The 23145-nt window shown below is 46.0% G+C and carries 18 protein-coding genes; 12 read left to right on the forward strand and 6 right to left on the reverse strand.

The genetic code is table 11. The features are described from left to right. The first annotated feature begins 200 nt into the window (after positions 1-200). The 8 genes from NL644_RS14935 (at position 201) to NL644_RS14970 (ending at position 9616) form a co-directional block, all read left to right on the forward strand. Positions 201-1361 (forward strand): ABC transporter substrate-binding protein, encoded by a 1161-nt coding sequence (locus tag NL644_RS14935; protein ID WP_114322466.1) that lies wholly within the window; start codon positions 201-203, stop codon positions 1359-1361. Positions 1362-1370: 9 nt separating this feature from the next. Further along, a complete protein-coding gene (locus NL644_RS14940) occupies positions 1371-3080 on the forward strand; it encodes an ABC transporter permease (protein ID WP_114322467.1) in 1710 nt (569 codons plus the stop codon). Beyond that, positions 3046-3693: an ATP-binding cassette domain-containing protein gene (locus NL644_RS14945; protein WP_114322468.1), complete on the forward strand. Its 648-nt coding sequence runs from the start codon at positions 3046-3048 to the stop codon at positions 3691-3693. The genes NL644_RS14940 and NL644_RS14945 overlap by 35 nt, the downstream gene beginning before the upstream one ends. Continuing rightward, positions 3686-4297, forward strand: a complete 612-nt coding sequence (locus NL644_RS14950) for a CDP-alcohol phosphatidyltransferase family protein (protein WP_114322469.1) — start codon at positions 3686-3688, stop codon at positions 4295-4297. Before NL644_RS14945 ends, NL644_RS14950 begins: the two co-directional genes overlap by 8 nt. A 124-nt stretch (positions 4298-4421) precedes the next feature. Continuing rightward, positions 4422-4901: a glycine zipper 2TM domain-containing protein gene (locus NL644_RS14955; RefSeq protein ID WP_114322470.1), complete on the forward strand. Its 480-nt coding sequence runs from the start codon at positions 4422-4424 to the stop codon at positions 4899-4901. A gap of 212 nt (positions 4902-5113) precedes the next feature. Further along, positions 5114-6643 (forward strand): nitric oxide reductase transcriptional regulator NorR, encoded by a 1530-nt coding sequence (gene norR / locus NL644_RS14960; RefSeq protein WP_069543331.1) that lies wholly within the window; start codon positions 5114-5116, stop codon positions 6641-6643. Between the two features lie 174 nt (positions 6644-6817). After that, positions 6818-8479 carry a hydroxylamine reductase gene (gene hcp / locus NL644_RS14965; RefSeq protein WP_025630890.1) on the forward strand — a complete coding sequence of 554 codons (1662 nt, stop codon included), beginning with the start codon at positions 6818-6820 and terminating at the stop codon, positions 8477-8479. An 81-nt stretch (positions 8480-8560) separates the two neighbouring features. Continuing rightward, on the forward strand, positions 8561-9616 hold the full coding sequence (locus NL644_RS14970) for a hybrid-cluster NAD(P)-dependent oxidoreductase (RefSeq protein ID WP_253658585.1): 1056 nt from the start codon (positions 8561-8563) through the stop codon (positions 9614-9616). 213 nt (positions 9617-9829) lie between these two features. Here NL644_RS14970 and NL644_RS14975 read toward each other — a convergent pair whose 3' ends face one another. The 3 genes from NL644_RS14975 to NL644_RS14985 form a co-directional block, all read right to left on the reverse strand. Continuing rightward, on the reverse strand, positions 9830-10771 hold the full coding sequence (locus NL644_RS14975) for a class I SAM-dependent methyltransferase (RefSeq protein WP_170897154.1): 942 nt from the start codon (positions 10769-10771) through the stop codon (positions 9830-9832). A 31-nt stretch (positions 10772-10802) separates the two neighbouring features. Continuing rightward, entirely contained in the window at positions 10803-11495 is a 693-nt protein-coding gene (locus tag NL644_RS14980) for a TIGR01621 family pseudouridine synthase (protein ID WP_005462361.1), read from the reverse strand. Positions 11496-11576: 81 nt separating this feature from the next. Then, positions 11577-12947 carry a sodium-dependent transporter gene (locus tag NL644_RS14985; RefSeq protein WP_043884644.1) on the reverse strand — a complete coding sequence of 457 codons (1371 nt, stop codon included), beginning with the start codon at positions 12945-12947 and terminating at the stop codon, positions 11577-11579. Between the two features lie 430 nt (positions 12948-13377). Here NL644_RS14985 and cls point away from each other — a divergent pair, with 430 nt between their 5' ends. The 4 genes from cls (at position 13378) to NL644_RS15005 (ending at position 18276) form a co-directional block, all read left to right on the forward strand. After that, the gene (cls, locus tag NL644_RS14990; protein ID WP_005378105.1) at positions 13378-14832 is read left to right on the forward strand and encodes a cardiolipin synthase; all 1455 of its coding nucleotides are present in this window, start codon (positions 13378-13380) and stop codon (positions 14830-14832) included. A gap of 211 nt (positions 14833-15043) precedes the next feature. After that, positions 15044-16252, forward strand: coding sequence for a cystathionine beta-lyase (locus NL644_RS14995; RefSeq protein WP_253658586.1), 1209 nt, complete (start codon positions 15044-15046; stop codon positions 16250-16252). A 245-nt stretch (positions 16253-16497) separates the two neighbouring features. After that, on the forward strand, positions 16498-17403 hold the full coding sequence (locus tag NL644_RS15000) for a triacylglycerol lipase (protein WP_253658622.1): 906 nt from the start codon (positions 16498-16500) through the stop codon (positions 17401-17403). A gap of 12 nt (positions 17404-17415) precedes the next feature. After that, a complete protein-coding gene (locus NL644_RS15005; protein ID WP_114322478.1) occupies positions 17416-18276 on the forward strand; it encodes a lipase secretion chaperone in 861 nt (286 codons plus the stop codon). A 25-nt stretch (positions 18277-18301) separates the two neighbouring features. Here the strand turns inward: NL644_RS15005 and NL644_RS15010 are convergent, their stop codons facing one another. The 3 genes from NL644_RS15010 to NL644_RS15020 all read right to left on the reverse strand — a co-directional run bounded on the left by NL644_RS15010 (position 18302) and on the right by NL644_RS15020 (position 23145). Beyond that, the gene (locus tag NL644_RS15010) at positions 18302-18868 is read right to left on the reverse strand and encodes a DNA-3-methyladenine glycosylase I (protein ID WP_046874794.1); all 567 of its coding nucleotides are present in this window, start codon (positions 18866-18868) and stop codon (positions 18302-18304) included. A 72-nt stretch (positions 18869-18940) separates the two neighbouring features. After that, positions 18941-22051 (reverse strand): efflux RND transporter permease subunit VmeI, encoded by a 3111-nt coding sequence (vmeI, locus tag NL644_RS15015; RefSeq protein WP_253658587.1) that lies wholly within the window; start codon positions 22049-22051, stop codon positions 18941-18943. Beyond that, the gene (locus tag NL644_RS15020) at positions 22048-23145 is read right to left on the reverse strand and encodes an efflux RND transporter periplasmic adaptor subunit (protein WP_114322480.1); all 1098 of its coding nucleotides are present in this window, start codon (positions 23143-23145) and stop codon (positions 22048-22050) included. The genes vmeI and NL644_RS15020 overlap by 4 nt, the downstream gene beginning before the upstream one ends.

Consider the following 23145-nt stretch of genomic DNA (forward strand, 5'->3'; position numbering starts at 1 on the left):
CCTAAAACGACACCAGAATTGTCCTTTCTTCGTTTTGCTTCACATTGAGAATAATTCTTTGAATCAATGAGTGATTCCGTTTGGGATTGGCATTGATAATAGAGAGAGATGGATTACTATCCTTGTAACAAAGCGGAGCGACTTGTTTAGACGTCAATAACGTCGGAAACGAGAATAAAAAGACATAACACGGAATAGATATGAAAAAGCTACTCAGTACCGTTGGCATTTTAGCCACCACTTTCGCGACATCTTCTTTTGCCAACTCATCGGTTGCTAGTGAATGGCAAAAAATCGAACAACAAGCCGACGGACAATCCGTCTACTTTCATGCTTGGGGCGGAAGCCAGGAAATTAATCGCTACATCCAGTGGGCGAGTAGAGAGCTAAAATCGCGTTATAACGTGACGCTAAACCACGTTAAAGTCACCGATATTTCTGAGACCACCACTCGACTTATCGCAGAAAAAGCCGCTGGTAAAAACAGCGGTGGCAGTGTTGATATGGTTTGGATCAATGGCGAAAACTTCAAATCAATGAAGGATAACCAATTGCTGTTTGGTCCTTTTGTTGAAGGTTTGCCAAGCTGGCAATACGTCGATAAATCATTGCCAATTGATGTGGATTTTTCAGAGCCGACTGAAGGTCTGGAAGCACCTTGGGGGGTGGGGCAATTAGTGTTTATCCATGACGAGCAAACCCTGCATAACCCTCCTCGATCATTTGCTGAAATGCTGAGTTACGCAAAAGCGTTTCCAAATCGCCTAACTTACCCTCGCCCACCAGAGTTTCATGGCACAAGCTTTATTAAAGCACTGTTGATTGAGTTGACCAACAACGATCCCGCTTTACAAAAACCAGTCACTGGTGAAACATTTGAGCAAATCACTCAACCGCTATGGGCTTACCTAGATGAGTTCCATAAAGTTGCTTGGCGTGGCGGTAAGCAATTCCCAGGAGGGACGGCTGAAACGCTTCAATTACTGGATGATGGTCAGATTGATCTTGCGATTACCTTTAACCCAAACGCGGTTTTTTCTGCGCAATCGAGTGGTAATCTTGCAGAAAGCACCAAAGCGTATGCGATGGACGCAGGTGCACTCTCAAACATTCACTTCTTAGCGATTCCTTGGAACGCAAATGCCGGTGCCGGTGCACAAGTTGCGATAAACTTTTTATTGAGCCCTGAAGCACAATCTCGCAAAGGTAACCTTAACATCTGGGGCGATCCTTCAGTGCTAAGCAGCCAATACCTAACAGGTTCGGCTAAACATACTCAACAATTCAAATCTATCGCTGAGCCGCATCCGAGTTGGCAATCTGCCTTAGAAAAAGAATGGTTGAAACGCTACGGGAATTAATAAGAGCCCATGTTAAGAGCGCTATATTTAGTCATTATCGCTGTTTGTATTTTACCTACCATTCCGGGACTACTCGGAGTGGCGGTTTCTGCGCTCGGTTATGTACCTCCTATCGGCTTGCACCACTTTTCTTTGGATGGCTTTAACGCTGTTTTTGATTGGGAGGGTGTTTGGACATCCATCGGGCTGACTTTCTACTCTGCCATTTTCAGTAGCTACTTGGCTTGCTTGATCACATTTGCGATTTTGCAAGCATCGTGGGGCAGCAAGTTTTGGCGAAAAATTGAAGTTAGCCTTTCCCCACTTCTCGCTATGCCGCATGTCGCGTTTGCAATTGGCTTTGCGTTCTTGTTTGCACCAACTGGTATGGGCGTCCGTGTTCTCAACCAACTGTTTGGTTACGATCCCAATGCACAAACGGTGAATGACTTAGCATTGCTGATTAAAGACCCGCATGCACTCGGTTTGGTCATCATGCTTGCGATTAAAGAAGTGCCGTTTTTATTGTTGATGAGTATTCCAATTCTTCAGCAATTGAAAGTCGATAAGATTGAAAAAGTCAGTCACTCAATGGGCTACAGTTCGGCGCAAGCGTGGTGGAAATGCGTGTTCCCACAGTGGATAGCAAAACTGCGCTTTCCAATGCTGGCGGTATTGGCTTACAGCTTGTCGGTTGTTGATGTTGCATTGATTATTGGCCCTACCAACCCACCAACATTTGCGGTTTTAGTGTGGCAGTGGTTTAACGACCCAGATTTATCGCTACTACCAAGAGCTGCCGCAGGCGCGGTAGTGTTGTTTGCGATCGCTAGCCTTTTGATTGGATTTGCACGCTTGATGGAATGGTGTATTACCAAAGGCTTCAAACGCTGGCAGTACTCTGGTCGAAACGGGTTTCGTTTACCCGGTAAGACCCTGTTTTCACTGATTGCGCTACTCGCACTTCTAATGATTCCACTCATGGTGGTGTGGAGCTTTGCTCAACGCTGGCGCTTTCCAGATTTACTACCGAGCCGCTATAGTCTGCGTTTTTGGGAATACGAATGGCACAGCATTCTTGGCACGCTGGAGCAGAGCATGCTGATTGCCGTTATCAGCGCGACCGTCGCTCTAGTCCTTGCCTTGATCGCACACGAGTATCGCCTTCGTTATCGCTGGCAGGTGCCCGGTTACATCATCGCCATCCCAATGCTGATTCCTCAGCTATCGGTGCTATTCGGTATGCAAGTAGTGACACTGTATTTTAACAGTAACGCGTATTTCTTTTGGGTATGCTGGGCGCATGTGTTCTTCGCATTCCCATTTATTTACCTCTCGCTAGACGGCCCGTGGCGCAGCTTCGACAACGGCTTAACTCGCGTCGCACTCAGCTTGGGTAAATCACCGATGCAAGCTTGGTTAAAAGTGAAACTGCCAATCCTCCTACCTGCAATTGCATTCGCATGGGCGGTCGGTATTAGCGTAAGTCTAGCGCAATACCTGCCGACACTGGTGCTAGGGGCTGGGCGCATTAGCACTATCACAACCGAAGCCGTTGCGCTATCCAGTGGTTTTGACCGACGTGTCACCGCGATTTACGCCATTTGGCAAGCTCTGCTGCCATTCTTGTTCTTCTCTTTTGCGATACTACTAAGCCGCTTACACGTGAAGTATCGCCGCTTGTCTATAAAAGGTTTACTACTGAATGAGTCTTTTTCTCGAAAACCTCGCCATCCGTAAAACCAATGGCGATACGCTTTTTTCAGCGTTCAACATGACCGTAGAGAAAGGTGAAATTGTTACTCTGATGGGACCAAGCGGTTGTGGTAAATCCACTTTGTTGGATGCCATTGCTGGACATCTCTCCGCCGAGTTCAGCTACTCTGGATCCATTACGCTTGATAACGAAAATTTGGATACCCTCCCTGCCCATAAACGTCAGGTCGGTATTCTGTTCCAAGACGATTTGCTCTTCCCTCACTTAACGGTGTGGGAGAATCTTGCATTCGCGCTGCCAAACTCAATCAAAGGTGAGGAGCGTAAAGCACACGCCATGCAAGCACTGAAGAACATTGCATTGACCAAACTTGCCGAATCCTTCCCAGATCAAATCTCCGGAGGACAACGTGCCCGTATTGCTTTGACTCGTATGCTGTTGGCAAAGCCGAAAGTTGCGCTACTCGATGAGCCCTACAGCAAGTTGGATAAAGATCTGCGCGTGCAATTCCGTAGTTGGGTGGTCGAGCAATTGCAGCAAGCGAACATCCCTACTTTGATGGTAACGCACGATGAAGACGATATCCCCAATGGCAGCCGCTGCCTAAACTGGCCGTGGGAGACAAATCATGCTTGATAGCCTGAGTATAAAGCTCATCCGCAAACCGCTGGCACTCAGTGCGACATACCTCAACAAATGTAGCATCACCGCAAATCAAACGACAGTATTTGGTTTTGTGCTTGGCTGCTTTGCCCTACCGGCTTTGATCACCGAACAGTACTTGCTGGCGTTGCTTTTTATTTTGCTGAACAGAATATGTGATGGATTAGACGGCGCACTGGCGAGGATTCAAGGCATTACCGATGCGGGTGGTTTTCTCGATATCAGCTTGGATTTTCTGTTCTATTCCTTGATTCCTTTTGGTTTTGTGTTGGCAAACCCAGAACAAAATGCCATTGCAGGGGCATTTTTGATTTTTTCCTTCGTCGGCACTGGGAGTAGCTTTTTGGCTTTTGCCATCATGGCAGGCAAACAAGGCATCGATAATCCAGTGTATAAACACAAATCTCTCTACTACATGAGCGGTTTAACCGAAGGTACTGAAACCATTGGTTGTTTGGTTCTGTTTTGTTTGTTACCGCAACACTTTGCCGTCATTGCTTATATCTTTGGTGCAGCATGTTGGTTTACCACATTCACACGTATTTACTCTGGGTTTCATACGCTTAAAGGCCATTAAACCACTTAGAAGTTCACGTTGCCTTGATAGAACAGCCGCTAAGCACCTGTTTTATATAACACTAAAGCATATATTAAATTGGGGTATATACTCTTTGGATGGAGAGAAATCATTCGGAGGCTATATGAAAAAATACGTCAAGCTAGGTATGCTGCTCATCATGTCTTGTATTGTTATGCTTAGCGGCTGTACCTCACCTAACCCGTACGGAGATGCATACGGCTCTTCAGACACGCGCAAAGTTCAGCAGGTTTACTACGGAAAGATAGAGAAAGTTGAACCCGTAACCATTGATGCCTCTACCCAATCCAACGCCATAGGTACAATCGCTGGTGCCGCCGTGGGTGGTATATTAGGCTCAAAAGTCGGGGGCGGCTCTGGCTCGGATATCGCAGCTATTGGTGGTGGTCTGCTGGGTGGTTATGCCGGCAGTAAAGCCGCTGAAGCAACCGCGAAACGAAATGGTGTGAATCTGACTATTCGCTTAGAGGATGGAAAAATAATCTCTGTCGTTCAAGAAGCAAACCCAAACATGATTTTTCAGCCAGGACAAGCCGTTCAAATCAACATGTCTGGCAATGAAGCAAGGGTTGTTCCTCGCTAACTTGAACGCGGTAACTCCTTTCCATTGGTCTGCTGTTTTGTTTCAAAGAGCTTAATCCGCGCAAGCGTACGTTGCTTACTCATCGGCTTGCGCGACTCTATTTGTATCAAGTTTGATCGTCGTCAATGGAACATCAATCTCCCACACCTTTCGATGTTCAAATGACATCAAGTTGCTAGCATGAGCCCATTCTAGATAACTTTGGGCTTGTTATGACTCCGACTGTTGACCACGTACTCCTTAATATCGCGCTAAACCTCAGCTCTAATCGCTCTCACGAACAGCAATATCAAAACCTCATTGATGGGGTCGCGCAAGTATTCCCATGTGATGCTAGTTGCCTGTTTATCTTCGATGAGGATGGGTTTCTGACTCCTGTCGCGGTGAAAGGCTTATCCAGCTCGGTCTTAGGTCGTCGCTATTTCCCCAAAGCGCATCCACGCTTAGATGCCATTATTCATAGCCGCGAACCGGTGCGTTTCGATGCCGATTGTTCACTGCCTGATCCTTTTGACGGCACACTATTAACCGAAGACCAGTGCATTGATGTTCACGATTGCATGGGCTTTAGCTTGTATGTAGAAGGCCAACTTGTTGGCGCACTAACTATGGATGCACTAACGGTGGGCGCGTTTGATGACATCGATCCTGTCGCTATCGAAACCTTGGCGGCTTTGACCGCTGCGACATTGCGTAACATTGCCCAATTAAAAGCGCTCAAAGCACAAAACCAAAAGCAGAAAAGCGTCACTCAAACCCTTATCCAACAAGCCCGCTCCCAACATGGCGAAATGGTGGGCTTGAGCCCGCAGATCAACCAGTTACGAAACAACATTGCGACCGTTGCTCAATCGGATTACGCGGTACTTATCACAGGTGAGACCGGTACTGGTAAAGAACTGGTCGCGCACTCGGTGCACGCGCAATCTCATCGTAGCGATAAGCCGATGATCTACGTAAACTGTGCGGCCCTGCCTGAAGGTCTGGCTGAGAGTGAACTGTTTGGCCATGTCAAAGGCGCATTCACTGGAGCCAATAGCCACCGCGCCGGTAAGTTTGAACTGGCAGACGGCGGAACGATTTTCCTTGATGAAGTGGGCGAACTGCCTTTGATTTTACAGGCAAAATTGCTGCGTGTGATTCAACAAGGCGAGCTGCAACGTGTGGGTAGCGATCAGCATTTGATGGTCAATGTGCGCATCATCGCCGCGACCAATCGACAATTAGAAAAAGAGGTCGAAGCTGGCACGTTTCGAGCAGACCTTTTCCACCGTTTGAACGTGTTCCCAATCCAAGTCCCCCCACTGCGTGCCCGTGACGGTGATATTCCCGTTTTAGCAGGATACCTGTTAGAAAAAGTACGCCAACAATTTAATGCGCCCAATCTGCACGTTCATCCTAAAGTGTTGACTCAGTTGGAGTCTTTACCTTGGTACGGAAACGTACGCGAGCTCGAACACACTTTAACTCGCGCGGCTTTACACGCCATTCAACAAGGTGCGAGCACGATCATGCTTAACCATTTCGACACCTCACTGGCTCTCGATGATGTAAAAAACACATCGCATTATCTGCCTAAAGAAAGCCAGCCAATGCGAGAGCTAATAGAAAGCTATCAGCGTGATTTAATTGAACATGCTTTGAGCCAAACTGGTGGCGTTTGGGCAAAAGCAGCGGAGTTTTTGCAAATGGATCGCGGGAACTTATATCGGATGGGTAAAAAGCTCGGGATCAATAAATAACCAACCACAAGAAGCCGATGTAATTAAGACATCATATGCGTTGTCTTAATTACATCAACCACTCATCTAAAAACGATAAAATTAAATATAAATCAATAAGATAACAATTGGCACGCATTCTGCTCTCTAGTGGTCAACATCACGACTATTAAAACAATCACTGGAGAACCCAATATGTTCTGTATTCAATGTGAACAGACAATTCAAACCCCTGCTGTTAAAGGTTGTTCTTTTGCACAAGGCATGTGTGGCAAAACTTCTGAAGTATCAGACCTACAAGACGTGTTGGTTTACACACTGCAAGGGGTTTCTTTTTGGGCATCAAAAGCACTTGAATTCAATATCATTAACGATGAAATCAACCAATGGGCACCAAAAGCATTTTTCTCTACATTGACGAACGTAAACTTCGACCCTGAACGTGTCCTAGAGCTGACTTCTCAAGCTGCAACGTATAAAGCATTGCTAAAAGAGCAAGTGATGTCTGCAGCCACGCTCGCCGATACCGAAGTCGCTGACATTCCTGCGGTTGCTCACTTTGAGCTACCAAACAGCGCAGAAGCAATCTTAGCTTTTGCTCCTCAAGTTGCCGTTAACCGTGGTAAAGACCAAGTACATGAAGATGTTATTGGCCTGCGCCTACTTTGCCTATACGGCCTTAAAGGGGCCGCAGCGTACATGGAGCACGCACGTGTTCTTGAGCAAACAAACAACGATATCTATGCCGAATACCATGAAATCATGGCGTGGTTAGGTACTGACCCTGAAGATCTCGGCGAACTACTTGATTGCTCAATGCGCATTGGCCTGATGAACTACAAAGTGATGGAAATGCTCGACCAAGGCGAAACAACGACCTTCGGCCATCCAGAACCAACCACGGTGAACGTCAAGCCAGTAAAAGGCAAATGTATTCTTGTCTCTGGCCATGATTTGCATGACCTAGAAAAAATCCTGCAACAGACTGAAGGCAAAGGCATTAACGTTTACACCAACGGTGAAATGCTGCCTGCACACGGCTACCCTGAGCTGAAGAAATACCCTCATCTTGTCGGCAACTACGGCAGCGCATGGCAAAATCAACAGAAAGAATTCGCAAACTTCCCTGGCGCAATCGTAATGACGTCAAACTGCTTGTTGAATCCAAATGTGGGTCAATACGCAGACCGTCTATTCACCCGTAGTATTGTTGGCTGGCCTGGAGTGGCTCACATCGAAGGCGATGATTTTAGCCAAGTGATTGAATGTGCGCTAGCGCAAAACGGTTTCCAACACGATGAAATCGAACACCACATCACGGTTGGTTTTGGTCGCAATGCACTGATGAACGCCGCCCCTGCGGTTATCGACCAAGTGAAGCAAGGCAACATCAAACACTTCTTCCTAGTCGGCGGTTGTGATGGTGATAAAGCGGAACGCAGTTACTACACCGATTTTACAGCTGAAGCGCCAGAAGACACGCTAATCCTGACCTTGGCGTGTGGTAAGTTCCGCTTCAACAAGAATACGTTCGGCGATATCAACGGCATCCCTCGCCTATTGGATGTGGGCCAATGTAACGATGCTTACTCTGCAATCCAGCTTGCACTTGCACTGGCGAAAGAGTTTGACTGTGACATCAATGAGCTACCACTCACGCTTGTGCTTTCTTGGTTCGAGCAAAAAGCGATCGTTATCTTGCTAACGCTATTTGCATTGGGTGTGAAAGGCATTTACACAGGCCCTACTGCACCGGCATTCCTAACGCCAAACCTAATCGCCATCATCCAAGAGAAGTTCGATATGCGCAGTATTGGCAATGTTCAGGATGATCTAAAAGCCATCCTAGCAGCTTAATAAACCTGCTTGTTACGCGCCTCCTTACGTGGAGGCGCTATCTATTTCGAACTAAAAATAGCCACAACCAAAGAGATTGTTATGTTTTTTGAATGGCAAGGTAACCAACCCGTCACACTCCGTTGCATCGACAAATACTTCGAAACACACGACACCGTCAGCATCAAATTGGCCGAACTAACCGAATCACTTCTGTTTCAGTTTAAGCCTGGCCAGTTTATTAACTTGGGCGTCGAAATTGATGGAAAAATGGAGTTTCGTGCCTATTCAATCAGCTCGATCAATGAAGACGATCACCTTCAACTCACCATCAAACGAGTATCTGGCGGTAAAGTATCGAACTACATCGTTGACTCGCTGCTGCTCGGTGATACCGTTCAAGCATTACCACCAACGGGCGAATTTAACTGCATTGACCATCCACCCGTTTTACGTGATGGCGAAACAAAAACCTTGCTTATCAGTGCAGGTTGCGGCGTCACGCCCGTATTTTCGATGGCAAAACACTGGCTGAGTAATCAAGATGAAAACGACAACGATGTGGACATCGCATTTCTTCATATCGCACGCAGCCCTGAAGAGACGATTTACTACGATCAGCTAGAAACATTCGACGCTGTGTATCCCAACTTCCATTTAAAGCTGTTGCTGAAAAACCGCGAAGGAACGTCACACCCACAAGGTCGTTTGAATGCCGACTGGCTTAAAGAGCTTGTTCCTGATTTCAAGCAACGTACCGTTTACCTGTGTGGTCCAAGCCAGTTTATGCAAGATGTTCACGGCTATTTGAATGACCTTGGTTTTGACATGACAAACTTCTACCAAGAGAGTTTTACGCCTGCGACTGGCGCAGAAACATCGGTCTCCGATGAAGTTGTTCGTGTTTCTGTTCCCGACTTTGCTCAAACCATCGATGCGCAAAAAGGTCAGGTACTGGCCGATGTGCTTGAAGGCGCAGGCTTACCATTAATCGTCGCTTGTCGTAGCGGCATTTGTGGCTCATGCAAATGCAAGGTTCGTCAAGGCAACGTCTCTTCCACCAGCCTAGAAACATTAACGCCAGAAGAAATTGAACAAGGCTATGTGCTCGCCTGCTCATCAACCATCGAAGCGGATCTTGAAGTGCAGATCGGTTAATGCTGCTGGTATCGATCTTTTATTGTTTCCCGTCATTCCGACGAGCCTAGGCGAGGTCAGGAATCTAATATCAGTGTGTTGGAAATAACTCACTCTGAGAATAGACTCTGAATCACACTCGTGTCTCGCTATTCAGATTGACGGGGTATCGCGGAAATACCAGCCGTACTCAAACGGCTGGTATTATAGATAGGTACAACTTTCGTTTCGTCGTCATTGCTTCTCGCTAAACAACAACACTTTCAATGCTGCTTCGCTGTCTACGTCCATAAACTCTGGCGGGTTATCCAGACGCTCACGGAATGTCAACTCTGGCGCTTCTTCTTTCATGCTTTCAATCAAGAAGTCGCTTGTCACAGATGGCGAGTTCACACATGCCATCACTTGACCGCCTTCTGCCAACAAATCTGGCAACCGACGTAGAATCTTTTTGTAATCTTTAGTCAGCGCAAAGCTGCCTTTCTGGAATGAAGGCGGATCGATGATAATCAAGTCATACTGACCAGATTTTTTAATCTTACCCCACGATTTAAAGATATCGTGCCCCATAAAGCTTACTTGGTTGATGTTATGACCATTTAGCTTATGGTTCTCACGACCTTTAGACAGCGACGCTTTCGCCATGTCTACATTAACCACCTTATCTGCGCCACCCGCAATGGCAGCCACAGAAAAGCCACACGTGTAAGCAAACAAGTTAAGCACGTTTTTATGCTTCGCATTTTCGCGTACCCAATCACGACCGTAGCGCATGTCCAAAAACAGACCGAAGTTTTGGTTGCGGCCAATATCCAATTGGTATTTCAAACCGCTTTCTTCAACGACAGGGCGAGCGTCCAATTCACCAACAAGCACTTCTGAAGGCGCACCATCGGCATAACGGTGCTGAAGAACCATAGTGCGACCTTGCTTGTCTGCCCACAGTTGTGATTGTGCCAACGCATTAAGGCCGCTTTTCAGCTCAGCGAGAAACGCGTCGTCGACTTCTTTAAACAAGTTGATGATCAACTGACCTTGTAACCAATCACAGGTGATTTGCTCTAGGCCCTCAAAACGGCGGCCACGACCATGAAACAGTCGACGAATTTCATTCGGAGCTTGCGCGAGCTCGGTTTCTAGATGCTGAAAGAACAGCGGAAGTTGTGATGCTTGCATCGAGTTCTCTTATTAGTTTTCTTTGTGACGGTTATTTGATCGTAGGCCAGTTCAGTTCCCAAGGGGAAAGCCAAGTATCCAAACCCTGAGAGACGATTTCACTGTGCCATTTGTTACCCAGCACTTGGTATTCTCGTGGATCGCAAACAAAGCGATATTGCTCATCTCGGTATTGGAAGCAAAGTGAAAATGCATGCAGGTAACCGCGATCAGCCTCATTGCCTGCATTGTAAATCGGGTCGCCAACAATACCTGAGCCAACCGATTTTAATGCCACGCGGATTTGATGCGTTTTACCAGTGTGTGGCTTACATAAAAATAGGCGCTCTCCGGGCTCTGCCGCAAGAGAGAAAAACTGGGTGACGGCTGGGTTATTTTTGCTGTTGACCAGCTTCCATGATGAACGGCGCGAACGCTCCATATCACCAACGACCAAACCTTGTTTCTTTTTCGGCTTTTTAGAGCCAATCGCCAGATAGAACTTTTCCACTTGGCGGTCAGCAAAAGCTTGCGATAACGCACTGGCCGCTTTGGCGTTGCGTCCGAGGAGCAGAATACCCGATGTCATTTTATCCAAGCGATGGATAAGATAAAGCTGCTCATCACCACTCTGCTTAGCCACTTCTTGCAGCAGCATTGTGTCGCCATCGTCTTTATGAACAGAGACGTTGGGATGCTTATTGATGATCAGAAAATCGGGATGGGTATGTAGAATATCGAACATAAAAAACTGGCTCCACGTTTGGAGCCAGCAGTATACATAAGTTATCGGACAAAGCTATCGAGGCTTGCCCCAAGGCCTGAGCTAGAGCTTTCTAGAGAAAATACCAGCAAGACCAATGATTGCGATACCCAGCAGCATGATTTCACCTTTGCCACTGTCAAAGCCAGACTTAATCCCCATGAAGGCAACAATAGCGATCGCAACAGGAATCAGGTATTTAACTAGATTGTACCACAATCCAAATAGCGGGAAGGATACTTCTCCGTCATTAGTGATCTCTTTTTCTAGCTCAGCACGGCTTAGGCGCCATCCAGCAAAGATACAAACCAACATACCACCAACCGCTAGGAAGATTTTGTCCGTTAGCAAGTCGAAGATATCAAAGGCACCGGTACCGAACAGCGTTGGCCCCATTCCACCTAACGATAGTGACGCAAAGATACATAGTGCCGCCATGACAGCACTTGCAGACAGAACAGCGTTAGAGCGCTTCATGCCTTTCTCGTCGATTAGGTAAGACACGACAACTTCCAATAGTGATACTGAAGAAGTTAATGCCGCCACCGTCAAGCCGATGAAAAATAGCAACGCGAATAGCAACCCAATCACACCGCCCATTTCAGCAAATAGTTGAGGAACGACAACGAATACAAGACCAGGGCCTGCCGCAGGCTCCATGCCAAAGGCAAACATAGCTGGGAACATAGCAACACCAGCAAGAATCGCTACACCTGTATCCATCGCAGTAACCATACCGGTTGTTTGAACTAGGTTCTCTTTCTTCTTCAGGTAAGAACCGTACGTCATCATACAACCCATACCTAAGCTAAGTGAGAAGAACGCCTGTCCTAGTGCAGCAAGAACCACGTTGCTGTCGACTTTAGAAAAGTCCGGCATGAATAAGAACTCAAGGCCAGCCATTGCACCTGGCAGCATCAAGCCTTTAACAGAAACAACGATTAGGATTAAGAACAGAAGCGGCATCAGAACCTTACCGGCTTTCTCAATACCACCCGAAATCCCTTTCATCACAATCATGACGTTAAGGAACAGGTAAACACCCATCCACATTAAAGGTTGAATCGGATCTGAGATGAAACCGCCAAAGCTGTCGCCAATTGCTTCTGGCGCGCTGAGTAGACCACCGCCCACTTTAAAGATGTAGGCCAATGCCCAACCACCAACCACTGGGTAGAAGCCCATGATCAAAAGACCACTAAAGACTCCCATGACGCCAGTGAACGTCCAGCGTCGGTCAGTTGTTTTGAATGCACCTACGGCAGAAAGACCTGTCTTACGACCAATAGCGAACTCTGTCAGCATCACGCTAAAGCCGATAAAAATTACAAAGATAAGATAGATAGCAACGAATGCACCGCCGCCACTCTCACCTGCTGTGTAAGGGAATTTCCATATATTGCCTAAACCGACAGCGGAACCCGCTGCTGCCATTACGAAGCCTAGTTTAGACCCCCACGTATCACGTGGTGCTGCTGTATTAGTTGTAGCCACGCTTTTTCTCCAAAATTAGTTTGTTGTGTATGCATAGAGATAGGCGTCTAAAAAGTTTATGTAAAAATTATTGTACACTTATAAAATAAGCGTTCGACGCACTATGTCTAGAAAGTAAAGCAGCTCCCCTTTAAAATTGGAACCCCAAAAAAGTACATTTATCGCACAAGTGTCGAGTTACGCAGGTTAAATGCTGCTTTTTTGTTCAAAAGTTAAAGAATGACCTTATTTTTCACATTAAAATAACAGAATCAGCTGTTATGAAATTCGTTCCTCATATAAGGTCAATCCCACGTCTAAATGGGAAATCTATTCCCCCAACCCACTTTTATGCTTAATATCCTAGAAGGGCATATTACTCTGAGCGTATATGGACAAGTTTTATCACTTTCTTACTTTAGCTGGCATCGGGCTATATTGGTTACTGGTCGCAGGTGTGACCATTCGTGTCGTTTTAAAGCGCCGTGCAGTGAGCGTGTCTTTAGCTTGGCTAATGATCATTTATATCCTTCCCGTTCTGGGTGTCGCGTGTTATTTCCTCTTCGGTGAACTGAACTTAGGCAGAAAACGGGCCGAACGCGCAAAAGAGATGTTTACACCATTCGAGAAGTGGTTCAGTCAGTTGAACGACTGTAACGCGCACAACCCAGAAACGATGGGAAGGCACATCTACCGAATTGATGAACTTTGTAACAACCGCCTTGGTCTTCCCGCATTGAGCGGTAATACATTGTCGCTGCAACAGTCACCTAATGAGATTTTGCATTCCATTATTGAAGACATCGAAAACGCGCAGAGCAGTATTCGAATGGTATTCTACATTTGGCATCCAGGTGGTTTGGCTGACTCTGTCGCTTCTGCACTTATCCAAGCGGCTAAACGCGGCGTAGATGTCAAACTATTGCTCGATTCAGCAGGTAGCCCGCGTTTTTTCAGAAGCCCTTGGTATCGAATGATGCAGGATGCTGGAATTGAAGTTATTCAAGCGTTAGAAGTGAAGATGTGGCGTATTTTCTTACGTCGTCTTGATCTTCGCCAACATCGCAAGATCATCGTAATTGATGATGAAATTGCTTATACAGGTTCAATGAACTTGGTTGACCCGGCTTACTTCAAGCAAAATAGTGGCGTTGGGCATTGGGTGGACATCATGGTTCGCATTACAGGACCAACGGTAAACGTATTGAGTGCCATCCACTGTTGGGATTGGGAAGTCGAAACTGGCGAACGTCATTTACCAAGACTACCTGAATGCAAGATCGATGAGAGTGAATTCCAACACCCTATTCAGGTTGTGCCTTCTGGCCCAGGTATGCCGGAATATCTGATCTATCAAGTATTAACATTGGCAATAAACCAAGCCAATCGCTCGGTACGAATCACAACACCATATTTCGTGCCCAATGCTGATTTACTCGAAACGTTAAAGATGACAGCACAACGAGGCATTGACGTTGAACTCATTATTCCACATAAAAATGACTCTATGATGGTGCAATGGGCGTCACGCGCTTTTTATAGTGAGCTCTTGAGTGCAGGGGTCAAGATTTATGAATTTTATGGTGGTTTGCTGCATACAAAATCTGTCGTAATTGACGACCAATTCTGTTTAGTTGGCACCGTAAACATGGATATGCGCAGCTTGTGGCTGAACTTCGAAGTGACCCTCGCCGTTGATGACGAAGAGTTCACCAAGCAAATGTCTTGGTTACAAGATAGCTATATTAAGCAATCTCACACTGTTGTATTGGAAGAATGGGAGAAAAGGAGCCTATTTTCTCGGTTCTTAGAGCGAGTGTTCTATCTCTTCAACCCACTCCTCTAATACCTCAAATACACAGGCTAAAAAACCTCCAGCGCTACATGCATCCTGCTGGAGGTTTGTTCTTTTAGCTCCCTATCTACACGATACCTCTCGACATCATTACCTGTTCATCTTGGCTGTTATTGGCTGATAGTCGACTTTTCCCTTGCATAACCTACGTCGTCCATGTTTTAAATATTCAAAACCGCAATATTTAAGACAGGGAACTTTTATGTCAGAGGGAAAAAAAACCAAACTCATTACCGCTGGCCGCGATAAAAAGTGGACAAATGGTGTTGTAAACCCACCCGTTCAACGCGCTTCAACCGTGGTATTCAACACGGTTGCAGAGAAGAACCAAGCCACCATGAACCGCACCAATAAAACATTATTTTATGGTCGCCGTGGCACCAACACGCACTTCGCTTTTCAAGATGCAATGGTTGAGATTGAAGGTGGATCAGGTTGTGCTCTCTACCCTTGTGGCACGGCAGCAATTTCAAATGCGATTCTCTCTTTCGTCGAAACTGGCGATCACATTCTAATGGTGGACACTTGTTACGAACCAACTCGTGACTTTTGTAGCACCATCATGAAAAAGATGGGCATCGAAACTACCTATTATGATCCGATGATTGGAGAAGGTATTCGTGATTTGATTCAACCAAATACCAAAGTCCTTTTCCTAGAATCTCCGGGGTCAGTCACAATGGAGGTGCAGGACGTACCAACATTGGCGCGCATTGCTCACGAGCACGATATTATTGTGATGCTTGACAACACATGGGGAGCTGGCGTGAACTTCTCACCATTTGAACATGGTGTCGATATTTCCATTCAAGCCGCCACCAAATACATAGTTGGTCACTCTGATGTAATGTTAGGTACAGCCGTAGCTTCCGAAAAATACTGGCCCCAACTGCGTGAACAAAGCTACTTGATGGGTCAGTGCGTTTCTCCTGACGACGCATACCTAGGCCTTCGTGGTATTCGCACGCTGGATGTTCGCCTAAGACAACACGCAGAAAGTAGCTTGAAAGTCGCCAAGTGGCTAGCTTCTCGTCCGGAAGTTGATCATGTCCGCCACCCAGCTTTGGAATCATGCCCTGGCCATGAGTTTTTCAAACGTGACTTCACTGGTGGAAACGGCTTGTTTTCATTTGTTCTCAAAACGTCTTATCCAAAAGCGACGACGGCTCTGCTTGACGGTATGAAACACTTCAGTATGGGTTATTCTTGGGGCGGGTATGAAAGCCTCATTCTAGCTAACGAACCAAAGAGCTTTAACAGCTTGAGAACCGTAGCGCACCCACACTTTGAGGGCACTTTAGTTCGTATTCATATTGGCTTAGAAGACGTGGATGACTTGATCGCCGATCTAGAGGCTGGTTTTGCACGCTATAACGCGTTAATTTTAGAAAAAGAAGTCTCTCTAAAATAGTAATTGAATCGCCCTGCTTCGCGGGGCGTTTTTATAACTCGCTGACTTAATTAGAATTACCTAACATTCCCACCACCCATTCGTTAATGTTAATCATTTGTGTTGTTTTTCAATTGAGCAGTCACAGAATGAAATAATGCGCCACAAATAGGCTTTCCAAATTTAGAGTTTCTCTCCTACTTTTTATCATTCATAAGAGGTCATACCACAAGGAGATAGTTTTGAAACTCAAATTCATAGCGCTAATGCTTTTTACCTTAATTACCGTCCCAATAACCTCCGTACACGCCGCAACGGGTTATACCCAAACCAAGTATCCGATTGTTCTGGTTCATGGATTATTTGGTTTTGATACCCTCGCAGGCGTAGATTACTTTTTCGGAATACCACATTCCTTAACGAAAGACGGCGCTAAAGTTTATGTAGCGCAGGTATCCGCGACCAACAGCAGCGAAGTTAGAGGGGAACAACTGCTTACTCAAGTAGAAACCTTACTTGCTGCAACAGGCGCAGAGAAAGTCAATCTCATCGGTCACAGTCATGGTGGTCCAACAACGCGCTATGTTGCCTCTGTCCGTCCAGACCTAGTTGCATCAGTTACGAGTATAGGTGGCGTTAATAAAGGGTCTAAAGTGGCAGATTTAGTTCGTGGCACCGTATCTGAGGGTTCTGGTAGTGAGCAGCTCGCGGTAAAACTGGCGCAAGGCTTAACCACTCTTATTAATCTTCTATCAGGCGGTTCTGATCTCGACCAAGACCCTTTAGCCTCACTAGCAGCATTAACCACGGAAGGATCATTAGCGTTTAACCAACACTACCCAGAGGGAGTCCCTACCAGTGAATGTGGTAATGGTGACTTGCTGGCTTCAAATGGCGTTTATTACTACTCATGGACCGGATCATCCACTTTTACAAACGTTTTCGATCCGACCGACGCTGCCATGATGGTACTTGGCTTAGCCTTTGATGGGCCAAATGATGGCTTAGTTGGTGCGTGCAGCACACATTTGGGCAAAGTCATACGTGATGATTATCAAATGAACCATTTGGATGAAATTAACGGCCTACTCGGTATTCATCATCTTTTTGAAACCGATCCAGTCACGCTTTATCGCCAACATGCAAATCGTCTCAAACTTCAAGGTTTATAAGAGGTCATGACAATGAAGAAAGTCGCTCTCACCACTTTTATCCTGCTCTCGATATTTGGCGTGGGAGCGCTTTCTCTGTTGCAAAGCGACAAACAACAAGAGATAGCCTCTAACCATTCGCAATCTCAGCAAGATATAGCCGCCGATGTCTCTTCCCCAAAAGACTTCTTCGAATATTCTCTTAGCCGGCTGGGCGAAGAAGATCTCGATACGATCAAAGCGGAAGTCAATGAAGACACTTTAGCAAAACAAACACTGAATATTGATGCCAAACTCTTCCAGACCTACCTTTCCTACAAGCAAGCGCTCTCTGCATTAGAGCCTTTTGAGCATAACCAACTAACGATTGAACAGCTAACCATGCTGAATGAAGCGATACTGAATTTACAACTTCAATACTTTAGCGAGGTCCAGATAGCTCAATTGTTTGACGAAGAAAACCGACTTCGCCAACTTGCATTGGAAAAGCTGACGATTAAAAAACAGGCATCGGATATCGAGAGTCAAACACACCTTCTCAATCAAGCGTTATCAGAACAACCAGATTATATCCGAGAAAGTGAACGCAATAACGCATTAGCGGAGCAACTCGAGCGAGCTTCTCAGCTTGATTCACAAGATAAGTACATCGCCCGTGTTGCATTGGTGGGAGACGCTGGAGCGCAAAGGCTGCAAAAGCTTGATGAGCAAAGAGCATCATTTGAGACTCAACTCGCCACTTACTTAAAACAGCGTCAAGAGATTCTGAATAGGGATTTTCTAGGGCAAGACGAAAAACAGGCAGAAATCATTGCTTTAAGAAAGCAAAGCTTCGATGCCACTCAATGGCGTCGAATCGAAGCTTTGGAACGTATTCATGATAGCCAGAACTAACAACATAAACTTAATAAGCCAAACGTTACTTATTCTGCTTTTTAGGACATCCAACGATATGGTCATCCACCATGCCGACGGCTTGCATGAAAGCATAACAGATGGTTTCACCGACAAACTTGAAGCCTTTCTTTTTTAGGAATTTACTCATGGCTTTGGATTGCTCTGTCGAAGCTGGTACGTCACTCATATGTTGCCATTGATTGACGATTGGTTCGCCGTCCACGAACTGCCACAACGCGTCTGATAAACTCCCGTATTCAGCAATTAACGCTTTGGCCGCTTTGGCATTACTGAATACCGAGTTAATCTTTCCGCGATGTCTCACAACATCGAAGTTTTCCACGATGTATTCAGCGTGTTCTTCATTTCTTTGTTCCAACGCATCTAGATCGTAATTCTCGAACGCTTCTCTGTAACCTTCGCGCTTTTTAAGAATGGTGATCCAACTAAGCCCAGCTTGCGCACCTTCCAAAGTAATAAATTCAAACAAGACTTGGTCGTCATATACTGGTACGCCCCATTCGGAATCATGATATTCGCGCTCTAATGGGTGATTCATCGCCCACGCACACGTTTTTTGTTCTGTCATTATTCTTCCTTAAAAATCGCCTCTAACTGATGAGCTAGAGGCGCGATGTTTTTCATCATTATATCAGTAGCACTAAGCCTGTTTCGGTACTGCCACTTTATGGAACAAACGATACAACACTGGCACGACAATCAGTGTCAGGACTGTCGCAAAACCCAAACCAAACATAATCGTAACCGCCATTGGTTTGAAGAAAATATCTGGCAACAGTGGGATCATACCAAGGATCGTCGTGATAGCTGCCATACAAACGGGACGGACGCGACTTACCGCTGCATCAACGACCGCATCATAAGCCTCTTTACCGGACTTCATTTCTATTTCAATTTGGTCCAGTAATACGATGCCATTTTTGAGCACCATTCCCGATAAGCTTAAGAAGCCGAGCAATGCCATAAAACCAAACGGCGTGTTGAGTGCCAACAAACCGGTGGTGACACCAATTAACGCCAGCGGCACGGTAAGCCAAACAATGAGTGGCTCTTTGATAGAGTTAAATAGGAATACAGTGATCAAGAACATGAACAAGTACCCCATTGGCATGGTAGTAAACAGCGACTCTTGAGCATCACCTGAAGATTCGTACTCACCACCCCACTCTAGTGAATAGCCAGGAGGCATTTGAATCGCTTCGATTTGGGGCTGTAAACGTTTTTGCAACGTCGATGCGGTTTCTTCACCTAGAATATCAGGGTCTGCCATCACAGTGAGCATACGCTTACGGTTCTTACGTACGATGATAGGATCCTCCCAACGCATGTCGTAACCCATTGTGACTTGTTGAAGTGGGATAAACTCACTCTGTGCTGGGCTCCATATTTTCATGCCTTCAATGTTACGAATATCAATGCGTTCATCTTCAGGTAAGCGAGCCACGATAGGCATGAGCGTCGTGCCGTCTCGGTAGAGGCCTATCGTCATTCCAGAGAATGACATGGACAAGAAGTCATCGACGTCCGATTTGGTAATGCCATAGCGACGTGCCTGACTCTCGTTAAACTGAGGTTCAAGAACTTGGGTTCGTTCACGCCAATCATGCCTGATATTTGTTGCCTGAGGATCGGCGTACATGATGTCCTTAACCTGAGCGGCTATCGTACGAAGGACGGTTGGATCAGAGCCAATAATGCGCGCTTCAATTTTTGCACCACCACCAGGGCCTAACTCAATCTGTTTGAGCTTGTAATTGATTTCTGGGTTGTTGGCTTTTAAATACTCTCGAAACTTCGCCATTAATGGTTTTAACGCTTCGTAGTTTTCCATACGAGTGGTTATCTCACCATAAGCCGCATAACTTTTCTCTGGCGCGTACGTTAGCATAAAGCGCTGTAATCCTTTACCCGCGGTCGTCGTGATATGGTCAACATGCTCTTGCTTAGCTAGCCAACTTTCTAGCTCTTTAAGCGTTGTGTTGGTGGCGCGAATATCAGTTCCTTCCGGCATCCATACATCTAACTGAAAAATAGGCGTTGTCGACGATGGGAAAAACGCTTGCTTCACAAAGGTGAACCCATAAACACTTGCCGCTAATCCCGCAATCAGCACCACAACGGTAAACCAAGCACGACGCATACAAAACTGAAGAAACTTTTTATAAATAACGAAAATAACCCCGTTATATGGATCATTTTCTTCCCCTTCACCTTGTTTAATCTTCTGGCCTTTAAAGAAGATGTCAGCGAAGAACGGTGTCAACGAGATAGCGGTAAACCAACTCAACATCAATGAGATCAGCAGAACCGTAAACAAAGTGCCACAATATTCGCCCGTCGAGTCTTCAGACAGTCCTATGGGCGCAAATGCAGTTACCGCAATCACAGTTGCCCCAAGTAATGGCCACTTGGTTTGGGTAACAATGTCAGTCGCTGCTTGGAGTCGAGTTCGTCCTTTTTGAGTACCAATCAAAATCCCTTCAACCACGACGATTGCATTGTCCACCAACATACCTAACGCGATAACCAAGGCACCTAATGAAATCCGCTGCAAATCTATCGCGAGATACTTCATGAAAATGAACGTACCCAACACCGTCAGCAGTAAAATTAAACCGATAAGCAGACCTGAACGTAGCCCCATAAAGAACAGAAGTACGATAATGACGATACCGACAGCTTGAGCCAAGCTGACAACAAAACCGCTAACCGATTTATCCACTTCTTTAGGCTGACTGTAAATTTCCGAGATTTCGATACCAACAGGTTGTTGGTACTTTAGCTCTGCAAGGCGATGATCAAACGCTTTTCCGACTTCAACGACATTGACGCCTTCAGCAAAAGAAACACCCACGTTTAGTGCGAGGCTGCCGTTAAAATTAATAATATTATTCGGGACTTCTACATAACCACGTTTTATTTCCGCTACATCTTTCAAGAAGATGAGCCCCTGAGCACCCGACTCAGCAATCAACAAATCGCCTAGCTCATCCACACTCTGGAATTCGCCAGTTGGCTGAATTCTGATGTACTCGTCACCAATTCTGATCGCCCCTGCGTCAGAAACCACGTTTTGCGTCGAGAGAAGATTAAAGACCGTATCGGGAGAAAGTCCTATACTGCTCAGCTTTTTCATCGATACTTCGATGAAAACTTGCTCTTGCTGTTGCCCGGATACCGAAACTTTACTCACGCCATCAACCAGTTCGAGCTCTCGGCGTAAGTAATCGACGTAATCCAGTAGCTCTTTATAGCTATAACCGTCGCCAGTCACCGCTAACAAAATCCCGTAAACATCACCAAAATCATCGATCACTTGAGGTTCATTCACACCCGGAGGCAACGTCCCTTTAAGGTCATTCACTTTACGGCGTAACTCATCCCAGATTTGTGGCAGATCATCAGGGCCATAATTGTTCTTCATCGTGACCGTGATTTGCGATAATCCTCGGCTGGAAATCGAATTCACTTCATCAACATAAGTAAGCTGCTGAATCGCTTTTTCGATCGGATAAGTCACTTCTTCTTCGACTTGTTGCGGCGTCGCACCAGGGTAAGAGGTCACCACCATGGCATCTTTGATGGTAAAAGCAGGGTCTTCAAGACGCCCTAGCCCAAAGAATGCAGCGATACCACCAATCAAAAAGATCAGTGCGACCATCCAACTGATGACGCGATTTCGGATGAAGTACGCAGCAATACCGGTCACATCATCATCACTTTGAGGCGCTGATTTATTAAGATCGTTCATAGACCGGCCTCCTGCGTAGCCATTTCCTGTATCACTTCCACTTTCATGCCATCCCTTAACCGAGAAACACCGGCAATCACAACTTTGTCTTTGAGCATGAGACCATCAAGGATTTGAATGGACGTTTTAGATGCTTTACCTGCTCGAACCTGTTTGCGCGATACCGTATTGTCATCATTCAGTACCCAAACAAATTTGTTTTCGCGCCCCAGCTCGTCACCGTCCGCATTGAAAATGGCTTCAATAGGAACATTAATTCCTAAATTGAGATCCAAGCCAACGTTCTTATCTTTGGAGGTCACCTCAACGGCCATCCCATCTAGGATGTATTCTTCTTCCGGCATAGGAAGCGATAATGTGACGGTAAACGTACCTGTTGTTGGGTCTGGCTCAGTCGTAAATTCTTTCACGGTCGCGTTGTACTCGTTACCACTAGGCACGCGCACCAATGCCTTTATCGCGGTAAGTCTTTCTTCCGTTGGCGGTTGGTTAACATAGAGCCGGTCTGGAAGTTGAATCAGCACCTCTACTCGCTCCAAACTATGAATATTGACGATGTGCTGTCCGACTTGGACATTTTCGAATTGCTCGATATTAACTCGAGAAATGATCCCATCCACAGGCGCCTTTAAGGCAGTAAATGATAAACGGAGTTTCGCTAACTTAAGCTCAGCCAGAGCGATTTGTCGTTGTGCTGCAATTTCATCAAACTGAGACTTAGCTAATAGGCCTTTATCAACCAAAGGACGTGAACGGCGATACTGACTGTCAACAACAGAAAAACGCGCACTCGCATTATCTACATCCAACTCATAGTCCGTAGGGTCCAACGTTGCGATAACATCTCCCTTCGTGACTTTATCACCCTCTTTTACCATGATGCGGCTGACTTCTCCTGCCACTCGGAAACTCAAATGAGAGCGATCCGCTGCATTCGCAACCGCAGGGAAATATAAGTTGTCATCCACCCGATTTCCCGCTAATGAGGTAACTCTTACACGCGGTGTCTCAAGAGCTTTTTCTGGTGCCTTATCGCCACAACCAACAAGAAGAAATGTTGAAAATAATGCCGCTAGAGAGATGATTCCTTTCAT

Origin of the sequence: Vibrio sp. Y10_XG_PY6 (assembly GCF_024181795.1) — a bacterium.
GTDB classification, from domain to species: domain Bacteria; phylum Pseudomonadota; class Gammaproteobacteria; order Enterobacterales; family Vibrionaceae; genus Vibrio; species Vibrio diabolicus.

Bases quoted from the DNA above. Each gene is read 5' to 3' on its own strand.
- NL644_RS14980 (WP_005462361.1), bottom strand. From the start codon at position 11,495: ATGTTCGATATTCTACATACCCATCCCGATTTTCTGATCATCAATAAG.
- hcp (WP_025630890.1), top strand. From the start codon at position 6,818: ATGTTCTGTATTCAATGTGAACAGACAATTCAAACCCCTGCTGTTAAA.
- NL644_RS15005 (WP_114322478.1), top strand. From the start codon at position 17,416: ATGAAGAAAGTCGCTCTCACCACTTTTATCCTGCTCTCGATATTTGGC.
- cls (WP_005378105.1), top strand. From the start codon at position 13,378: ATGGACAAGTTTTATCACTTTCTTACTTTAGCTGGCATCGGGCTATAT.
- NL644_RS14970 (WP_253658585.1), top strand. From the start codon at position 8,561: ATGTTTTTTGAATGGCAAGGTAACCAACCCGTCACACTCCGTTGCATC.
- NL644_RS14945 (WP_114322468.1), top strand. From the start codon at position 3,046: ATGAGTCTTTTTCTCGAAAACCTCGCCATCCGTAAAACCAATGGCGAT.
- NL644_RS14995 (WP_253658586.1), top strand. From the start codon at position 15,044: ATGTCAGAGGGAAAAAAAACCAAACTCATTACCGCTGGCCGCGATAAA.
- norR (WP_069543331.1), top strand. From the start codon at position 5,114: ATGACTCCGACTGTTGACCACGTACTCCTTAATATCGCGCTAAACCTC.
- NL644_RS14935 (WP_114322466.1), top strand. From the start codon at position 201: ATGAAAAAGCTACTCAGTACCGTTGGCATTTTAGCCACCACTTTCGCG.
- NL644_RS14940 (WP_114322467.1), top strand. From the start codon at position 1,371: ATGTTAAGAGCGCTATATTTAGTCATTATCGCTGTTTGTATTTTACCT.
- NL644_RS15020 (WP_114322480.1), bottom strand. From the start codon at position 23,145: ATGAAAGGAATCATCTCTCTAGCGGCATTATTTTCAACATTTCTTCTT.
- NL644_RS14955 (WP_114322470.1), top strand. From the start codon at position 4,422: ATGAAAAAATACGTCAAGCTAGGTATGCTGCTCATCATGTCTTGTATT.
- vmeI (WP_253658587.1), bottom strand. From the start codon at position 22,051: ATGAACGATCTTAATAAATCAGCGCCTCAAAGTGATGATGATGTGACC.
- NL644_RS15010 (WP_046874794.1), bottom strand. From the start codon at position 18,868: ATGACAGAACAAAAAACGTGTGCGTGGGCGATGAATCACCCATTAGAG.
- NL644_RS14975 (WP_170897154.1), bottom strand. From the start codon at position 10,771: ATGCAAGCATCACAACTTCCGCTGTTCTTTCAGCATCTAGAAACCGAG.
- NL644_RS14985 (WP_043884644.1), bottom strand. From the start codon at position 12,947: ATGGCAGCAGCGGGTTCCGCTGTCGGTTTAGGCAATATATGGAAATTC.
- NL644_RS15000 (WP_253658622.1), top strand. From the start codon at position 16,498: ATGCTTTTTACCTTAATTACCGTCCCAATAACCTCCGTACACGCCGCA.
- NL644_RS14950 (WP_114322469.1), top strand. From the start codon at position 3,686: ATGCTTGATAGCCTGAGTATAAAGCTCATCCGCAAACCGCTGGCACTC.